This is a genomic window from Sulfitobacter sp. CW3, from assembly GCF_019392245.1.
Classification (GTDB): Bacteria; Pseudomonadota; Alphaproteobacteria; order Rhodobacterales; family Rhodobacteraceae; genus Sulfitobacter.
Genome location: NZ_JAHXRL010000003.1, coordinates 209,073 through 226,017, shown reverse-complemented (window position 1 = coordinate 226,017; position 16,945 = coordinate 209,073). Strand labels below are relative to the sequence as shown.

The window sequence follows — 16,945 nt, the reverse complement described above, 5'->3', positions numbered from 1 at the left end:
TCCTTGTTGGGTTTCGGATTTGAAGGGCCGGTTCATCCGGCCACGTGGTAATTATTTCGGCTATTTTCCGTAGACATAGTTGGGTAGCCAAAGCGCTATTTGCGGGAACAGCATCACAACGGCCAAGGCTAGTATCATCACACCCACAAACGGAATGATGGAACGGTAGATATCGGTAATCGTAATCTCGGGCGGGGCCATCGCGCGCATCAAGAACAGGTTATACCCGAACGGCGGGGTCATATAGGCGATCTGGCAGGTGATCGTATAAAGCACACCATACCACACCAGATCAAAACCCAACGCACCCACCAGCGGCACATAAAGCGGGGCCACAATGACCAGCATCGCCGTGTCATCCAGAAACGTGCCCATGACCAAAAATGACAGCTGCATCAGGATCAGGATCACCCACGGGTTAAGGCCCCATTGTTCGGTAAACAGGTTCTCGATCGCCTTGACCGCGCCCAACCCGTCAAACACCGCGCCAAAGGCCAGCGCCGCAAGAATGATCCACATGAACATGCAGGTGATCGCCAGCGTCTGGCGCACTGATGTTTCAAACACCTGACGCGTCATGCGCCCCTTAAGGATAGCCGCAAGAAACGCGGCGATGGCCCCAATCGCCGAGCTTTCGACCAGCGATGTCCACCCGTTCACAAACGGCACCATCATCACGGCAAAGATAACGACAGGCAGCAGCCCAGCGCGCAGCAGGCGCAGTTTTTCGGGCCAGCCAACATCGCGTTCTTCTTCGGATAATGCCGGGCCAAGCTCGGGGTTAATCCGGCAGCGAATGGCGATGTAAATAATGAACATCGTCGCCATCATCAGACCCGGAATGGCCCCCGCCAGCCACAATTGCCCAACGGGTTGCCGCGCGATCATCGCATACAGCACCAACACCACGGATGGCGGCACCAGAATGCCCAAGCTTGATCCGGCCTGAATAACGCCTGTCACCATCAGCTTGTCATAATTCCGTTTCAGCAATTCAGGCAGCGCAATAGTGGCACCAATCGCCATACCCGCAACAGACAGACCGTTCATCGCGGAGATCAGCACCATCAAGCCAATCGTCCCGATGGCCAAACCACCGCGCACACCACCCATAAAGACGTGAAACATCTTATAGAGGTCATCCGCGATTTTGGACTCGGACAGTACATACCCCATGAAGATGAACATCGGCAGGGTCAGCAACGGATACCAGCGCATCAGCTTGATCGCGGCGGAAAACCCGATGTCATAGCCACCGCGGTCGCCCCACAAAAACAGCGCAGCAATCACGGCGACAAACCCGATAGCACCAAATACCCGCTGCCCTGTCAGCAGCATCAGCATCATGGTCGAAAACATCAATATGGCGATCAGTTCATAGGGCATCGCGTGTGTCCTCACCGGATTTGAGGAAAAGGATGTCCTTGAACAGCTCAGAGACAGCTTGAAGCAGCATCAGCGATATGCCGATGCACATAGTGACCTTTACCGGCCACATATAGGGGCGCCACGCGGTCGGACTGCGTTCGCCACCATATTTAAAGGAATACATCGTGGATTCGATGCCACCCCACAGCAAGACGACCAGATAAATCAGCAAAAACAATACGGTAATGCAATCTGTCCACGCTTTTTTGCGCGGGGTCAGTTCGGCATAGAACAGGTCCATCCGCACGTTCGCGCCCATCTGCATCGCGTATGGACCGCCCAGAATATAATACCCAACCATGACAAATTGGGCCATTTCCAGCGTCCAAAGCTGGGGCGATGCAAAGGTCTTGTTATACGACGACCACAGCAAAATGCCCATCAGGACAAAGATGCCATACATCGCGATGCGTCCCAGCCCGTGGTTAAACCCATCCACAACCGAGATATATTTGCGCATCGCGTTCATTCATCTGCCTCTTGAAAAAGCGTGGGGAACGCAGCGGTGAGCGACCCGGTTAGGTGTTGCGCCATTGCTTGTGCCTTTTGATCCGTATCTATCAGGTCATTCCTGATTTCGATCATCACGGCAGGCAGCCCACAAGCCTCGCCGTGTTTTTCAAGGGAATAGGTCACACCATCCGTGGCCGCGTATGGTTCATTCAACGCAGCGCGATACGTGCCTGTTGTCTGCTCTTGCGCCAAAAGCGCCTGTGCGGCGGACGGATCGGAATGATACAGATACCCCAGTTCGACATCGCGTTTTTTGCCATTATAGATCGGGGTAAAGCTGTGAATCGTCACCACCAGCTGCGGCGTTGTCTGCGCGCGCTGTTTATCCACGGCGTCATGAAATGGCGTATGCACCCGGTCAAAGCGGCTTTGTTTTTCCAGCTCAGACAGGCCCGTATTGCCCGGAATATCGAAAACCTCGCTGCGTGCCGGAACGCAATCCGGTGCCGTGAGGGGCCGGTTACAATCATAGATCAGACGCGAAACGCCACCGGCAACCAACGGCGCATCAAGTGCGTCGGACAGCAAGGCCGCGACATCCAGCGCGCCGATATCCCAAGCGGCATGGGACGCCTGCGCATCTGCACTAAGCCCAAGTTCGAATTCGTCAGGGACAAAACTGGATGCGTGTTCGCAGATCAGCAACACAGGGGCCTGCCCGTTGCTGTTGATCACCTGCGCTGCTGTCCAATTGCTGTTCAAAACGAAAATAACCTTTTTGACTGACCCCCATCACTACAGATTTTTCTAGCCTGTCAAGATTTTTCCTGTAACCTTTACTTCACAAATTGAAATTCTGTACCAAAAGGAACAGCTATTGCACAAAAAAGCACTCGTCCGCGATTTGCTAAAAGAGAAGCAGACAGAGCTTACCGCAGCGGAGCGTAAATTATCGGCTGTTCTACTCGACGATTCCTTGTTGACCGGACTGCAATCCATCAACCGGTTGGCCGAATGCGCCGAGGTGTCATCGCCCACGATCATCCGATTGGCACGCAAACTGGGGTTCGACGGTTTCTCGGATATGCAAGACGCCATCCGCGAGGAAATCGGCGCACGGATGAAACAACCGCTTGCCAAGCTGGAGGCCGCGCCCCCGTCTGACAGCCGCGATCATATCGTGTCGCGCTTTATCGAAGCGGTGTCTGACAACATCAACCGCACCCTAGACCGGCTTGATCTGGCCGAGTTCAACCAAGTCGCCGAGCTGCTGTCCGACCCCGCGCATCGCCTTTATTTGCTGGGCGGACGTATCACACGGTCCAATGCGCATTACTTTTTCAACCACCTGCAAATCATCCGCCCTCAGGTGACGCTGCTGGATTCGTCGCCAAGCGTTTGGCCGCAATCCTTGCTGGACATGGATGCCGGCGCTGTTTTGGTGATCTTTGACATTCGCCGCTACGAGAAAGAGCTGGAAAAACTGGCCAACCTTGCCGTGAAACAGGGGGCCAGCATCGTACTATTCACCGACGCGTGGGGATCGCCCATCGAGAAACACGCGCGGTTCTGTTTCCGGTCAATGGTCGAGGTCCCCTCTAGCTGGGATTCGACCCTTGCGATCAATTTCCTGATCGAAGCGCTGGTTGCCGAAGTCCAGTCGCGCAGTTCCGATCAAAGCGCTGAACGCATCGCGGCCCTTGAACAGATGATCGGCGAATCGCGGATATTTCGCGGCAACTGATAGCGTCGCGCAATGGGCCGTTGTCATGTTCGATGAACCCTGACCGGGTTTGAAGCGGTACCTCGGACCGGAAACCTAGATATCTTTGGTCGATACGGTGCCGTGTTTTTGCGTCTGCTCCCCCTGCGCAATCAACGCATTGCCTGCCGCTTTGTCATCGGCGGCGTCGTCATTTTTGGGACGGTTGTCTGAACGCAAAACCGGCAACGCTAGACCCGCAAGCGGTCATCGGTTGCTAACGACACGAACGGCAGCTTTGCTACGATTCTCATTTTCGGCACATGCTACGACGATAGCCTGACCGTGCTGGATATGTCTGAGAGAGTAATGGTGCACCCGAGAGGATTCGAACCTCTGACCCCCTGATTCGTAGTCAGGTACTCTATCCAGCTGAGCTACGGGTGCACTACGGCGCGGTTTAGTTCTGGGCGCTGAGCTTTGCAACCCCTTGTTTGGCCTGAACTGCAATTTCCTGCAATTGACCTAAAAAGTACCGTCGCCTTTGGGCAGCAATATCCGGAAAACTGTCCCGGACGCGCCTGTTTCCGTTAACTCAAGCGTACCACCATGTCCGCGCACCAATTCGGCAGCAATCGCTAGGCCAAGGCCAGAGCCGCCCTTGCGCGCGCCGCCACGAAAGGCTGTGAACAGATGCTCGCGGGCCTTTGCAGGCAGGCCTGGCCCGTCATCTTGCACCTCGATCACCCAATGTTTGGGCTGATCTGTCGCTGTTAACCGAATCTGCCCGCCCTGCCCTGTGGCGGCAATTGCCTGACGTGCATTGCGCGCCAGATTAGACAGCACACGAAACAACTGTTCGGGATCGGCACGCACTTTCAGGTCCGCAGGTACATCCAGCACAAATTTGATATCAGCCCCATCCGCAGCAAGTCGCTCGCTGTCCACGACGTCCTGAATGATGTGATCCAACGCGGTGACAGTCAGTGTCGGGCTGGGTTCTTCGGCCTTGCCAAAGGCCAGCGTCGATTCGCACAGATGCACGGCCCGGGTGATCGAACTGACCAGCTTGGGTGCCATCCGTTTCACACTAGGGTCTTCTGACATCTCGATACGGTCGGTGAACAGCTGCGCCGTGGTTAGGATGTTGCGTAAATCATGGCTGATTTTACTAACCGCCTGCCCAAGCTGCGCCAACCGTTCTTTCTGGCGCAGGGCTTGGGTCAGATCTGTCTCAAGCTTCATCAAAGCTTCTTCTGCCTCGCGCACTTCGGTCACACCGGCCGAGGGCGTGATAATGCGGCGCGCGTCTTCTGGGGCCCGCGCATAGTTTTGCATATGGCCAACCACGCCTTTGATCGGCTTCAACAACAAGGCGCGCAAAGCAACAAACAACAATGACGCGGTGATGATCGAGATCACGGCAGACAACAGCAAAATCCGAATGCCGTAATCAATCATCGCGTCGCGCAACGGCACGGTTTGCATGGTGATTTCAATCGAAGACCCTGCATCCTGCACCGGTGCCCCGATCACCCGGATCACCCCGTCCCGCGTATCGGCCAACTGCATGAATGCGTCTTTGATCAGCATCAGCGCCGTCGAATCGCGCAGATCATAGGTGTTCATAATTGACTGCGGCATGGGCGATGACAGCACCAGTTGCCGTACCTCATCACGCCGCAACACCACGTTGAACACCTCGGCTGTTCTTAGCAATTCAGCCTCGAGCGCCGGATCGATCATGTCATTCGCCAACAGCGTCAATGACGCAATCTGCGCCCGTTCAAGCCGGTTCATCAGATATTCTTCGCGGAAACGCGCGATGGTCGGGACAAAAATCAGAACCTCGGCCAACATCACAAAGATGGTGGTCAAAATAAGCAGTCGGCCTGAAAAGGATTTCAACATGCGCGGCGTGCCCTAGAGGATGAACCGTTGCACCAATCGCACGACGGTTTTGACCAGATCGCTTTCAAACAGCCGCGGCGAGAAATAGGCCCCTGCCGCGCGTTTGTTGACTTCGCCAATCGTAGGATAAGGCGCAACCATGCCGGCAATCTGGCTCATTTTCATGTTATTTGCCAGCGCCAATGCCCACAGGTTGATCAGCTCGCCCGCCTGATACCCGACAATACTGACGCCAACGGGGCGTCCTTTGACCACCATCACCTTGATAAACCCCTTGGTTTTACGCTCTGCAATCGCGCGGTCATTGTGATTGTAATGAAAGCGGACCACCTCGACCTTATCGCCGTGTTCATCCTTGGCTTGTGCCTCGGTCAGACCGACCTGCGACAATTCGGGATCCGTATATGTCGCCCAGGGGATATGCGCAGTTTTCGCCTTGGACGGGATCGCAAACATCAGCGATCTGATCACAACACCCGCGTGATATCCCGCGACATGGGTGAACTGCATCCCGCCTGCCACATCCCCAATCGCATACACTTTGCGATTCGTCGTGCGCAGGGATGCATCCACCTTGATACCGTTCTTGGTGGGCTCGATCCCGGCTTTGTCCAGGTCCAGCTTGGCCGTATTCGTCTTGCGCCCGACGGCGACCAGCAGATGCGAGCCCTTGAACACCCGACCATCCTTGGCTTTGACCTCAATCGCACCGACATCGCCGCTGATTTCGGCGGCCTCGGCATCTTCTGCAATCTCGACGCCCTCGTTTTTTAGCGATTGCAGCACGATTGCAGCCGTTTCGGGGTCGTCCTTGGCCAGCGCCTTGCGGCCTTCGATCACAGTCACTTGGCAACCCATACGGATATGCGCCTGGGCCATTTCCATCCCGATAGGGCCGCCGCCAATAATCAGCAGATGATCGGGTTTTTCGCGCAGTTCGAACAGGGTTTCATTCGTCTCGTACGGGGTTTTGTCCAACCCGGGAATCGGCGGCACCAAGGGGGACGATCCCGTCGCAATAACGATACGGCGCGCCTTGATGATCGTGTCCCCCGCCTGCACCTCGTCCTTCGAGATAAAGCGCCCGAATTCGCGGATCACGTTGATCCCGAACCCCTCGAATCGTTCTTGGCTATCCACCGGGGCAATCTGTGCAATTACATCGGCCACGTGATCTTTGGCTGCGGCATAATCCACATCACCCGCTGCGTTTGCGACGCCAAACTGTTCCGAATGGCGCTGGCCATATGCCGCCTTGCCCGTCGCGATCAACGCTTTTGACGGCACGCACCCGTAGTTCAGGCAATCACCACCCATCTTATGCCCCTCAAGTAGGACAACATCCGCCCCCATCTGCGCGGCACCCGCAGCGACAGACAGCCCGCCAGAGCCTGCGCCAATGATTAAAAGGTCGGTTTTAATACGGTTCATTTCAGCAGTTCCTTTTTGCCGGTGACGGCTTTCAGTACGACGGGAAGAAGTGACAGGGCGCAGAGGCCGAGGATGGGTAGCAATATATATGGCTCGAATATGATGCCGAAATTCGGTGTCTCACCACGGGCAAACACTGCGCCTAACCCCGCACCGACCGACGTATAGACCAACGATCCGGGGATAATTCCCAAGAATGTCGAGATCACGAAACGGTACAGCATCACGCCCAGAAATGCCGGTATCAAATTGGCCACGAAAAACGGCACCGCAGGTACCAACCGGATAAAGAACAACATTGACCACTGGTTATTATCGATCCCGTCTTTAATTTTGCGCACCATACCCTCTGACGCATCCATGCGCGCCTTCAGCTTTTCGCCAAAACCCATACGCGCCGCCAAAAAGATCACAACGGCCCCAAGGGTGGCCCCTGTCACATTGAAAATCACACCAAACAGGGTGCCAAACAGGAACCCCCCGGTGATTGTGGTGATCCCTGCCCCCGGCAACGAAAACCCCACAATCAGGATATAGGTCGCAATAAACGCAATGACAGTCAGCACGTAATGAGAATCCCGAAACGCAATCAGCGCCTCGTGATTGTCGCGTAGCGTTTCAAAGCTCAGGTAATCGCGCAGGGTGAAAAAACCGACGACCGCCACAAGGACGATCACAGCGATTGGCAGATATCCAAGCCATGCGGGTTTGTCGTTTGTTTGCTCTACCATATCTCGGGTCACCCTTTATCTCGGCCAATGTCGCCGCCTGCCCTATAGATGGGCCACTACGCCGCTATCAGATAGGGACCTCACGCGCGCTTGATCGCAAAGCCCTGTATGTTGCAGAAAACCGGCGTTATAACACCGGATTGAAACACCAAGCGGTAAAAATCGCCGTTTTTATTGCAGCTTCGCCAAATTAGCCGCCTCAAGGGTTTGACTTGCGGGCGCAGCAGCTTTAGAGGCAGGGCTTGAATTAACAGTGATGCGCCGAATCTGGTGCTGATCTAACGTATTAAGTGGAGCCGGAGCGATGAAACGCACCTTTCAACCTTCAAACCTTGTGCGCAAGCGGCGCCACGGTTTTCGTGCACGTATGGCAACAAAAGCGGGCCGTAAGATCATCAACTCGCGCCGCGCACAAGGCCGGGCCAAACTGAGCGCGTAATTCGCGCTTTCAGTTTTTGCAAAATATGACACCGTCGGAGGCACCCATGGATGGCACAGCAGCCACCCCAAGGGAAACGCATCCGGCGGTTTCTTTGCGTTTGACAACGCTTAAGAACAGACCGGATTTCCAACGGGCCACCAGATCGCCCCGCGTCGCCATGCCGGGGTTTATCCTGCAGATGCGAAAACGCGCCCCAGACGAAGCAGAGGGCGTCCGCGTTGGGTTCACCTGCTCTAAAAAGGTCGGGAATGCCGTTGCCCGTAACCGCGCCAAGCGCCGTCTGCGTGAAATTGCCCGTTTGGCTTTGCCAGATCACGGGCGCTACGGGATGGATTACGTGTTGGTCGGGCGGCAAGGTGCAACAGCCAGCATTCCCTTTTCGCAGTTGCAGGCCGATCTGATCAAAGCCCTTGATATCCTACACGGCAAAGCGAAATGACCATATTTGCGCGTCTTCTTGCTGTTCCGGTGCATATCTACCGTTTGGTTTTCAGCCCGTGGATTGGCAAAAACTGCCGGTATCAGCCGACATGCAGCGCCTACGCGCTTGAGGCTTTAAACAAACACGGCGGCATCAAAGGCGGCTGGCTTGCCGTGCGCCGTATTGCACGCTGCCACCCTTGGGGCAGCAGCGGCATTGATAACGTCCCGGACTAGCGTTCATTGCGCGCGCGGCCCGCACGGATTGCAGCTACATTATCTAATAAAAAACCTACGCCGATAAGCCCCACGGTCAAACCGCCGCTTGATCGGCGCATGCAGTTGATCTAAGCCAAGTCCATGCTGGATCAACCTGACGATATTCACCCGCTTTTTTACGGTGCCCCCCAAAGCACCGAATTTCGCAAACTGCGCAAGCGGCTTGTGCGGCACACGCGCGAGGCGATTGAACAATATGGCATGATTGAACCGGGGACCAAGTGGCTGGTTTGTATGTCTGGCGGCAAGGACAGCTATACCTTGCTGGCGATTCTTTACGAATTGAAGTGGCGCGGATTGCTCCCGGTTGAGCTTATTGCCTGTAATCTGGATCAGGGCCAACCAAACTTTCCCGCGACTGTTTTACCCGCATTCCTTGAAAAAATGGGCGTTCCGCATCGCATCGAATATCAAGACACGTATTCCATCGTGATGGATAAAATACCTGCGGGTCGGACATTTTGCGCGCTGTGCAGCCGTCTGCGCCGCGGTCATTTGTATCGTATCGCCCGCGAGGAAGGCTGCAGTGCGGTTGTGTTGGGTCATCACCGTGATGACATTCTAGAGACATTTTTCATGAATTTGTTTCACGGCGGTCGCCTTGCGACAATGCCGCCGAAATTGTTGAATGAAGAAGGCGATGTTTTTGTGTATCGGCCCCTCGCCCATGTCGCCGAAGCCGACTGCGAGAAATTCTCTAACGCTATGAATTACCCTATTATTCCTTGCGATCTATGCGGATCGCAAGATGGGCTGCAACGCCAGCAGGTCAAGGCGATTCTAGACGGCTGGGAAGCAAACAGCCCCGGACGCCGACAGGTCATGTTTCGGGCCCTGATGAACGCCAGGCCCTCACACCTCTTGGACCCAAAACTGTTCGATTTTGCTGCGTTGACCAGAAATACCTAGCAGAATTTCGTCTAATCTTACTCATTCAGGCTGGAAGAAAACAGGAACATTAACCTGACAGATACCAGCAAGCCCCTAGTGCTGATCCACCGACGCGCAAGCCGCGTCAGATGGGGGTTTAACGATGGCGCGCAGTTTGCAGGCAACAGTTCTACACTTGGGACGCAGTATTTCAACGATCATGACCGGCCCGCCGGCTTTGGCGTTTTTACCCGCTCTTTGCCTGTCTACGTATTGGTTCGGGGGTGAAGGGGCGCTGCTGATCTGCGCTGTTGCCATCCCCATTATCTATCTTTTTTTGGGCAGCTTCTACGGGTCAACCAACCAACTGCTGCTCGCACGCGAAGGGGTGACCGGCCTTCTCCAGCCCGATGCATTCAAAGACCTGGCCAATCAGGTATCTCGAAAAGCGACCGAAATCGGCTGGAAATCAGCGATTTTTTCATTCGAGATTGAGGATTTTACCGAGCTGCAAAACCGCTTTGGCAAATCAGCAGCCGATCAAGTGCGAACGGAAATTTCAGAACGTCTTATTTCCTCCCTTCGTGACAAAGACAGTGTGGGGATAATCGACGACGTGACCTTTGCCGTCTGCCTTGATCCCGTAAGGCATCTTGACCTTGAACTGTGCATCCAAATGGCGGCCCGGTTGCAACGCGCCTCGGAAGACCCGATTTCAATTGATGGAACAGCAATTTACGTCTCGGTCTCTGTTGGGTTCTGCCAGCACGCGCGATCCCCCAGCAGCACTGGTGACGGCTGGTTAGGGGCTGCGCTCACCGCGCTGAAAGAGGCGACCCGCCATGGGCCATCCGGTATCCGGGCCTTTACCGACCGGATGATACCGCCAACGGGTCAATCTGCGGCCCTGATTGACGAAGTCGCCCAAGCGTTGGAAAACGGTCAGATTATGCCGTGGTTCCAGCCGCAAATATCGACTGAAACGGGACAGATCAGCGGATTCGAGGCATTGGCAAGGTGGTCTCATCCCACCCGCGGGATGCTGCTGCCGTCAGATTTTCTGCCCGCGCTGGAACAGGCAGAATTGTCAGAGCGGCTTGCCGAGATGATGATGTATCACGCGTTTGCAGCAGTACAAAGCTGGGACGCGGCGGGATTGCACGTGCCACAAATCGGCGTGAACTTTGCCGGCTCTGAACTCAGCAATCCGCTTTTGATCAAGAAAATCAGCTGGGAACTGGACCGTTTTGACCTCACACCGGATAGGCTCGCGATAGAGGTCCTAGAGACGGTCGTCGCAAGCGCACCCGATGATATGATAACTCGGAATATCAATGCCCTGGGAGAGTTGGGCTGCCGCATCGATCTGGACGACTTTGGCACGGGCCATGCTTCGATCACGTCGATCCGTCGCTTTGGTGTAAACCGCATCAAAATCGACCGTTCCTTTGTACTGAAAGCGGACCGGGACCCCGAACAACAGCGCATGATCAGCGCCATCCTTACCATGGCCGAACGGCTCGGAGTTGAGACGTTGGCAGAGGGGGTCGAAACCGTCGGAGAACACGTCATTCTTGCCCAGCTTGGCTGCGACCATGTCCAAGGTTTCGGGATTGCACACCCGATGCCTGTCGATCAAACGATTGCCTGGATCGAAGCGCACAACGGCAAACTGCATGATGTTCCAAGGATTATGGGTGGAAAAGCCTAGTTCCGCAGCAGAAAACCAACCCCAATACTACAGGCGCAAGGCCGAATCCGCTTGACCTTTGGCGCTGCACTCTGTTGAACCCACGCTGATATTATAGACATCAGGTGGCGGTCATATGGACGATCAGAACAAGAATCTCATTATAGCGACGGTTCTCAGTTTCATAGTGATTCTTGGGTGGTTTGTGATGTTTCCACCTCCGGAAACCGCCCCCACCGTTGACCAACCCACGTCGATAACCGCGGCGGACGCAACCGCGCCAATCGCGACGGTTCCAACCGGCACCGATACGGCAACGTCCCCCAATCCCGCCGAAACCCGCGCGGATGCCCTTGAACAAGCGCCACGCATTCCTGTCGAAACGGGACGCCTGACGGGATCTATCTCGCTTTTGGGTGGCCGGGTCGACGACTTGATGCTCAAGGACTACCGGACCACAATTGACGACGATGCACCGATCGTGACGCTCTTGTCGCCCGCCGGCACTGAAGATGCATATTACGCGCTTTATGGCTGGGCTGCTGGCGCGGGTATCGCCCCTGAACAGGTACCAGGCCCCAACACTCTTTGGTCGTTGATCGAAGGTGAAACCCTTACCGTCGACACCCCTGTGACGATGGCGTGGGACAATGGCGCAGGCCAGATCTTTTCTCGGGTTATCTCCATCGATGAAAACTACATGTTTAACATCGAACAATCCGTTGAAAACACATCCGAAACATCCGTTACGATGGCACCTTACGGGATCATTGCCCGGCACGGTATTCCGTCTGACGCACAAAACTTCTTTATTCTTCACGAGGGTATGGTCGCCATGAACAATGGTGAACTCCTTGAAACCGGTTGGGACGACATCCCTGATCTTGACCCGATTAATGGTGTCCCATCCGAACGCATCGACGGCGTCACGAACGGCTGGATCGGTTTCACCGGCCACTATTTCATGACCAACCTTATTCCGGACCCTGCGCAAGCGTCTCGTCTGACCGTGAAATATCTGCCTAACACCGAAATCTTCCAAACCGAGGCCGTGTTGCCGACCCAAACGATTGCATCGGGTACGACCGCGACCGTAACCACCCAATTGTTTGCCGGTGCCAAGGAATGGGAAATTCTGCGCGAGTATGAAGCAAAGGGCGTCTACAAGTTCATCGACTCGATCGATTGGGGCTGGTTCTTCTTCCTGACCAAACCAATTTTCTGGGTCCTGCACCACTTGAACCTGCTGATCGGGAACATGGGCATTGCGATCATCGGACTTACCCTGCTGATCAAGGCGTTGTTGTTCCCGCTTGCCTATAAATCATATGTCTCGATGGCGAAGATGAAAGAGCTTCAGCCGCAGATGGAAAAACTGAAGAAAGACGCCGGCGAAGACCGTCAAAAGCTTCAGCAAGGCATGATGGAACTGTACAAGCGTGAAAAGGTGAACCCGGCCGCGGGCTGTTTGCCCATCGTGATGCAGATCCCGATCTTTTTCTCGCTATACAAGGTGATCTTTGTCACACTCGAGCTGCGCCACGCACCTTTCTTTGGTCCGTTCCAAGATCTTAGCGCCCCCGATCCGACGTCGATCTTCAACTTCTACGGTTTGCTGCCTTGGGCGTCACCCGATGCGGGTTCGGTCATGGCATTGGTCTTTATCGGTATTTTGCCGCTGCTCTTGGGTATCTCGATGTTCCTTCAGCAAAAGCTGAACCCGGCCCCCACAGACCCAACCCAACAGATGATTTTTGCCTGGATGCCATGGGTATTCATGTTCATGCTTGGTGGTTTTGCGTCGGGTCTGGTCGTCTACTGGATCGCGAACAACACCATCACCTTTACGCAGCAGTACCTGATCATGCGCAGCCAAGGGTATAAACCGGATCTGCTTGGGAACATCACAAGCGGGCTGAAACGCAAAAACAAGGCAGCTGCCAACGATTCTAAGGCGCCGTCCAAAGGCAAAAAGTAATGCAGGTCCGCGCCCTTTACCGGCACCCGATAAAAAGCCATGGGCGCGAGGCAATTGAACGGGTGCACCTGACCCAGGGCCAGACCATGCCGTGGGATCGGGTCTGGGCCGTGACCCACGAGGCGACCAAGTTTGATGCAGACCAACCCGCATGGGCGAGCTGCCACAACTTTATGATCGGGTCACGTACCCCCGGCCTTGTCGGTATCTGGGCCACGCTGGACGCGTCCGAACGGGCAGTTACGTTGACGCATCAGGATCTTGCCCCGTTGACCATCCAGCCCGATGTTGCTGCCGACGTGGCGCGTTTCTTGGACTGGGTTGCCCCGCTTTGCCCCGCCAGCCGTGCGGCACCGACGGCCATCGTTGCGGTGCCAGACCGCGGCATGACCGACAGCGCCTATCCGTCGATCTCGATCATGAAAACCGCCTCGCATCACGCTGTTGCGGATGCTTTGGGGGTTGAGATCACCAAAGAACGGTGGCGCGGAAATATCTGGTTGGATGACATCGCAGCCTGGGCCGAATTCGGCTGGATCGGTCGCGATGTCAAAATCGGGGATGCCGTATTGCGCATCTGTGAGTCCATCAAGCGATGCCCAGTCACCAACACGAACCCGATAACGGGCGAACGCGACACAGCAACGCTGGATATCTTGAACAGCGCATTTGGACATCAGAATTTTGGCGTCTATGCTGAGGTCATCAAATCAGGCGATATCGCGCTTGGCACAAAAGCAGAGGTAATCTGATGCAAATCCAATTTAATATCGCAGAAGAACCCGATGCGTTGACCGCAGAAAAGGGCCGACTGTTGTTCGCCGGCGAGACCGAGTTCGTGAAAGGTGTCGTCGCTATGGACGGCTTGCCCCCCGCCGACCGGATGGAGGTCTGCTTTGCCGGGCGGTCGAACGTGGGTAAATCAACCTTGATCAATGCGTTGACAGGGATGAAGGCACTGGCGCGTGCCTCGAACACACCGGGGCGGACTCAGGAAATTAACTTTTTCACCGCAGGCGACGATCATTACCTCGTCGATTTGCCGGGCTATGGCTATGCGAATGCGCCCCTTCCTGTGGTCGAGAAATGGCAGCGTTTGCTGAAACAATATCTATCTGGCCGCCAAACCCTGCGCCGGGCGTTTGTTTTGATCGATGCCCGCCACGGGGTCAAAAAAGTAGATGATGAAATCATGTCGCTGTTGGACAGTTCCGCTGTGACCTTTCAATGCGTTTTGACCAAAGCTGACAAAGTGAAAGAAGCCGAGCGCGCCAAGATACTTGATCAGGTACGTGCTGCGCTCGCCAAACACCCCGCTGCCTATCCGGAAATCGTCGTGACATCGTCGGAAAAGGGTTGGGGAATTCCCACATTGCGTGCGATTATCAGCACGTTAAAGTAGAAGACACCCTTGGGTACCTTAGGCATAGAATGAGAAAACAAGAGATGAACCGCGACTGGATCGCCACAGCGCAAACCCTTAGCCAGGCTTTGCCCTATCTTCAACGTTATGCCGACGCCACGGTGGTTATCAAGCTGGGCGGCCATGCCATGGGCAGCGACGAAGCGATGGAAGAATTCGCGCGCGATGTCGCCCTGATGCGTCAGGTAGGGGTGAACCCTGTGATCATTCATGGCGGTGGCCCGATGATCAACAGCATGCTCAAGCGGCTTGATATCAAGTCTGAATTTATTAACGGCAAACGTGTGACCGATGCTGCGACCATGGAAGTCGTCGAGATGGTTTTGTCCGGCCTCGTCAACGCACGTATCGTACAGGCCATAACAGCCCAAGGCGGGCGCTGTGTAGGCGTGTCAGGCAAGGACAGCGGATTGATCATCTGCGACCAGGAAGACCCCGAATTGGGCCTCGTTGGGGCCCCTACAGAGGTTAACCCCCGCCTTCTGCGTGATCTGGCGGACAAGGGCATTATTCCGGTCATTGCGCCCTTGGGTATGGGCCGTAACGGCGAGACATTTAACATCAATGGCGACACTGCAGCCGGTGCCATTGCTGCGGCGCTTAAGGCGGATCGCCTGCTGCTGTTGACAGATGTCGCAGGTGTCAAGAATGCCGATGGCGAGGTTCTGACCGAACTGACGGCGGCCCAAATTCGCGAGATGATCGCGGACGGCACCATTGCAGGCGGTATGATCCCCAAGACAGAAACGGCCCTGAACGCGATTGAAGGGGGCGTACGCGCCGCCGTCATCCTTGATGGCCGTGCCCCCAACGCGTGTTTGCTGGAACTCTTTACCGAACACGGTGCCGGCAGCATCATCCGCAAGGGTTAAGATGAAACGTCTGGTCCTGATGCGGCATGCAAAGTCGGATTGGTCGGGGGCGACATCCGACCATGATCGCCCGCTAAATACACGCGGCCGCACCAGTGCCACAGCGCTTGGTGATTGGCTCAGGCAGCAAGAGATAGCACCCGATACCGTGTTATGTTCGACCGCCACACGTGCAGCCGAGACGTTGGATGGTCTGGCGCTTGCCCCCGGCGCTGAGGTGCATTTTACGCGCGATCTGTATCTTGCAGAAGCAGAGCGTATCTTGGCCAAGCTGCGGGAAGCGTCGGGTGATACGGTTTTGATCGTCGGCCATAATCCGGGCATCGGGATCATGGCCGAAATGATCATCGAAATGCCGACGAACGGCGGGATCGATCACTATCCCACGGGTGCAACGCTTGTTGCGACGTTTGATGTTAAGGATTGGGCGGACGTCAAATGGCGGACGGGCAAGATGATCCAGATGGTCGTGCCCCGCGATTTACCCGCGTCGCAGTAAGGCGAGGTTTCCCCCGCCCCACTGGTATTTCTAGTGACCCAAGATCTGGCTGAGGAACAGCTTGGTCCGTGGGCTTTGTGGATTGTTAAAGAACTCTTCAGGTTCGTTCTGCTCAACAATCTGACCCTCATCCATAAAGATCACGCGGTTGGCGACCTGACGGGCAAAACCCATCTCGTGGGTCACGCAAAGCATGGTCATGCCTTCTTCGGCAAGCTCGACCATGGTGTCCAAGACTTCTTTGATCATCTCGGGGTCAAGCGCGGATGTTGGTTCATCAAACAGCATGATGCGCGGGCGCATACACAAGCTGCGCGCAATCGCCACACGCTGCTGCTGGCCACCGGACAACTGGCCGGGATACTTGTCCGCTTGATCCGGAATCTTAACCTTCTCAAGGAAATGCATCGCGATTTCTTCGGCTTCTTTCTTGGGGGTTTTACGCACCCAGATCGGGGCCAGCGTGCAGTTTTCAAGGATCGTCAGATGCGGGAACAGGTTGAAGTGCTGGAAACACATGCCAACCTCTGACCGGATCTTGTCGATGTTTTTCACATCAGAAGACAAGACCGTACCATCCACTTCGATGCGGCCTTTTTGGTGCTCTTCCAATGCGTTGATGCAACGGATCAGCGTCGATTTACCCGACCCGGACGGGCCGGCAATCACGATACGTTCGCCACGGTAAACGGTCAGATCAATATCGCGCAACACGTGAAAAGTGCCGTACCACTTGTTCATGCCTTGAATGCTAATGGCGACCTCGTCCGAGACCTGTAGTGCTTTTGCTTGTTCAGCCATAATAACAGCCTTTCC

Annotated in this window: 18 protein-coding genes and 1 tRNA gene; 11 read left to right on the top strand and 8 right to left on the bottom strand. The window is 55.3% G+C overall.

Annotation, left to right across the window (positions count from 1 at the left end; translation table 11 throughout):
- Positions 1-60 precede the first annotated feature (60 nt).
- The 3 genes from KZZ06_RS07975 to KZZ06_RS07965 are packed head-to-tail and all read right to left on the bottom strand — an operon-like array spanning position 61 to position 2,643.
- Positions 61-1,386, bottom strand: coding sequence for a TRAP transporter large permease subunit (locus KZZ06_RS07975; RefSeq protein ID WP_219579506.1), 1,326 nt, complete (start codon positions 1,384-1,386; stop codon positions 61-63).
- Entirely contained in the window at positions 1,376-1,897 is a 522-nt protein-coding gene (locus KZZ06_RS07970; RefSeq protein WP_219579505.1) for a TRAP transporter small permease subunit, read from the bottom strand. The genes KZZ06_RS07975 and KZZ06_RS07970 overlap by 11 nt, the downstream gene beginning before the upstream one ends.
- A complete protein-coding gene (locus KZZ06_RS07965; RefSeq protein ID WP_257884254.1) occupies positions 1,894-2,643 on the bottom strand; it encodes an N-formylglutamate amidohydrolase in 750 nt (249 codons plus the stop codon). The genes KZZ06_RS07970 and KZZ06_RS07965 overlap by 4 nt, the downstream gene beginning before the upstream one ends.
- 115 nt (positions 2,644-2,758) lie before the next feature.
- On the opposite strand from KZZ06_RS07965, the gene KZZ06_RS07960 reads away from it, so the two are divergent.
- Entirely contained in the window at positions 2,759-3,625 is an 867-nt protein-coding gene (locus KZZ06_RS07960) for a MurR/RpiR family transcriptional regulator (protein ID WP_219579504.1), read from the top strand.
- Between the two features lie 328 nt (positions 3,626-3,953).
- Here the strand turns inward: KZZ06_RS07960 and KZZ06_RS07955 are convergent.
- From KZZ06_RS07955 to KZZ06_RS07940, 4 genes are all read right to left on the bottom strand, one after another.
- Positions 3,954-4,030 (bottom strand) — tRNA-Arg (locus tag KZZ06_RS07955).
- Positions 4,031-4,108: 78 nt separating this feature from the next.
- Positions 4,109-5,494, bottom strand: coding sequence for a HAMP domain-containing sensor histidine kinase (locus KZZ06_RS07950; RefSeq protein ID WP_219579503.1), 1,386 nt, complete (start codon positions 5,492-5,494; stop codon positions 4,109-4,111).
- Between the two features lie 12 nt (positions 5,495-5,506).
- Complete coding sequence (locus tag KZZ06_RS07945) at positions 5,507-6,925, bottom strand: NAD(P)/FAD-dependent oxidoreductase (RefSeq protein ID WP_219579502.1); 1,419 nt, start codon at positions 6,923-6,925, stop codon at positions 5,507-5,509.
- The gene (locus KZZ06_RS07940) at positions 6,922-7,656 is read right to left on the bottom strand and encodes a TVP38/TMEM64 family protein (protein WP_219579501.1); all 735 of its coding nucleotides are present in this window, start codon (positions 7,654-7,656) and stop codon (positions 6,922-6,924) included. Before KZZ06_RS07940 ends, KZZ06_RS07945 begins: the two co-directional genes overlap by 4 nt.
- A 304-nt stretch (positions 7,657-7,960) precedes the next feature.
- Between KZZ06_RS07940 and rpmH the strand changes: the two genes are divergently transcribed.
- The 10 genes from rpmH to KZZ06_RS07890 all read left to right on the top strand — a co-directional run bounded on the left by rpmH (position 7,961) and on the right by KZZ06_RS07890 (position 16,129).
- Positions 7,961-8,095 carry a 50S ribosomal protein L34 gene (rpmH, locus tag KZZ06_RS07935; protein ID WP_008228036.1) on the top strand — a complete coding sequence of 45 codons (135 nt, stop codon included), beginning with the start codon at positions 7,961-7,963 and terminating at the stop codon, positions 8,093-8,095.
- A gap of 46 nt (positions 8,096-8,141) precedes the next feature.
- Positions 8,142-8,537, top strand: coding sequence for a ribonuclease P protein component (gene rnpA, locus KZZ06_RS07930; RefSeq protein ID WP_219579500.1), 396 nt, complete (start codon positions 8,142-8,144; stop codon positions 8,535-8,537).
- Positions 8,534-8,755: a membrane protein insertion efficiency factor YidD gene (gene yidD, locus KZZ06_RS07925; RefSeq protein ID WP_219579499.1), complete on the top strand. Its 222-nt coding sequence runs from the start codon at positions 8,534-8,536 to the stop codon at positions 8,753-8,755. Before rnpA ends, yidD begins: the two co-directional genes overlap by 4 nt.
- 123 nt (positions 8,756-8,878) lie before the next feature.
- Positions 8,879-9,706 carry a tRNA 2-thiocytidine(32) synthetase TtcA gene (gene ttcA, locus KZZ06_RS07920; protein WP_219579498.1) on the top strand — a complete coding sequence of 276 codons (828 nt, stop codon included), beginning with the start codon at positions 8,879-8,881 and terminating at the stop codon, positions 9,704-9,706.
- Positions 9,707-9,830: 124 nt separating this feature from the next.
- Positions 9,831-11,378, top strand: coding sequence for a bifunctional diguanylate cyclase/phosphodiesterase (locus KZZ06_RS07915; RefSeq protein WP_219579497.1), 1,548 nt, complete (start codon positions 9,831-9,833; stop codon positions 11,376-11,378).
- 115 nt (positions 11,379-11,493) lie between these two features.
- Entirely contained in the window at positions 11,494-13,335 is a 1,842-nt protein-coding gene (gene yidC / locus KZZ06_RS07910) for a membrane protein insertase YidC (RefSeq protein WP_219579496.1), read from the top strand.
- Positions 13,335-14,087, top strand: coding sequence for an MOSC domain-containing protein (locus KZZ06_RS07905; protein ID WP_219579495.1), 753 nt, complete (start codon positions 13,335-13,337; stop codon positions 14,085-14,087). Before yidC ends, KZZ06_RS07905 begins: the two co-directional genes overlap by 1 nt.
- Complete coding sequence (gene yihA / locus KZZ06_RS07900) at positions 14,087-14,737, top strand: ribosome biogenesis GTP-binding protein YihA/YsxC (protein WP_219579494.1); 651 nt, start codon at positions 14,087-14,089, stop codon at positions 14,735-14,737. Before KZZ06_RS07905 ends, yihA begins: the two co-directional genes overlap by 1 nt.
- Before the next feature lie 29 nt (positions 14,738-14,766).
- The gene (gene argB / locus KZZ06_RS07895) at positions 14,767-15,630 is read left to right on the top strand and encodes an acetylglutamate kinase (RefSeq protein ID WP_219579493.1); all 864 of its coding nucleotides are present in this window, start codon (positions 14,767-14,769) and stop codon (positions 15,628-15,630) included.
- 1 nt (position 15,631) lies between these two features.
- A complete protein-coding gene (locus KZZ06_RS07890) occupies positions 15,632-16,129 on the top strand; it encodes a histidine phosphatase family protein (RefSeq protein WP_219579492.1) in 498 nt (165 codons plus the stop codon).
- Between the two features lie 30 nt (positions 16,130-16,159).
- Here the strand turns inward: KZZ06_RS07890 and KZZ06_RS07885 are convergent, their stop codons facing one another.
- Positions 16,160-16,930, bottom strand: a complete 771-nt coding sequence (locus KZZ06_RS07885) for an amino acid ABC transporter ATP-binding protein (protein WP_219579491.1) — start codon at positions 16,928-16,930, stop codon at positions 16,160-16,162.
- Positions 16,931-16,945: the final 15 nt, after the last annotated feature.

Excerpts from the sequence above, each read along its gene's own strand:
- KZZ06_RS07975 (WP_219579506.1), bottom strand. The coding sequence starts at position 1,386 with ATGCCCTATGAACTGATCGCCATATTGATGTTTTCGACCATGATGCTG.
- KZZ06_RS07970 (WP_219579505.1), bottom strand. The coding sequence starts at position 1,897 with ATGAACGCGATGCGCAAATATATCTCGGTTGTGGATGGGTTTAACCAC.
- KZZ06_RS07950 (WP_219579503.1), bottom strand. The coding sequence starts at position 5,494 with ATGTTGAAATCCTTTTCAGGCCGACTGCTTATTTTGACCACCATCTTT.
- KZZ06_RS07945 (WP_219579502.1), bottom strand. The coding sequence starts at position 6,925 with ATGAACCGTATTAAAACCGACCTTTTAATCATTGGCGCAGGCTCTGGC.
- KZZ06_RS07940 (WP_219579501.1), bottom strand. The coding sequence starts at position 7,656 with ATGGTAGAGCAAACAAACGACAAACCCGCATGGCTTGGATATCTGCCA.
- rpmH (WP_008228036.1), top strand. The coding sequence starts at position 7,961 with ATGAAACGCACCTTTCAACCTTCAAACCTTGTGCGCAAGCGGCGCCAC.
- rnpA (WP_219579500.1), top strand. The coding sequence starts at position 8,142 with ATGGATGGCACAGCAGCCACCCCAAGGGAAACGCATCCGGCGGTTTCT.
- yidD (WP_219579499.1), top strand. The coding sequence starts at position 8,534 with ATGACCATATTTGCGCGTCTTCTTGCTGTTCCGGTGCATATCTACCGT.
- ttcA (WP_219579498.1), top strand. The coding sequence starts at position 8,879 with ATGCTGGATCAACCTGACGATATTCACCCGCTTTTTTACGGTGCCCCC.
- KZZ06_RS07915 (WP_219579497.1), top strand. The coding sequence starts at position 9,831 with ATGGCGCGCAGTTTGCAGGCAACAGTTCTACACTTGGGACGCAGTATT.
- yidC (WP_219579496.1), top strand. The coding sequence starts at position 11,494 with ATGGACGATCAGAACAAGAATCTCATTATAGCGACGGTTCTCAGTTTC.
- KZZ06_RS07905 (WP_219579495.1), top strand. The coding sequence starts at position 13,335 with ATGCAGGTCCGCGCCCTTTACCGGCACCCGATAAAAAGCCATGGGCGC.
- yihA (WP_219579494.1), top strand. The coding sequence starts at position 14,087 with ATGCAAATCCAATTTAATATCGCAGAAGAACCCGATGCGTTGACCGCA.
- argB (WP_219579493.1), top strand. The coding sequence starts at position 14,767 with ATGAGAAAACAAGAGATGAACCGCGACTGGATCGCCACAGCGCAAACC.
- KZZ06_RS07890 (WP_219579492.1), top strand. The coding sequence starts at position 15,632 with ATGAAACGTCTGGTCCTGATGCGGCATGCAAAGTCGGATTGGTCGGGG.
- KZZ06_RS07885 (WP_219579491.1), bottom strand. The coding sequence starts at position 16,930 with ATGGCTGAACAAGCAAAAGCACTACAGGTCTCGGACGAGGTCGCCATT.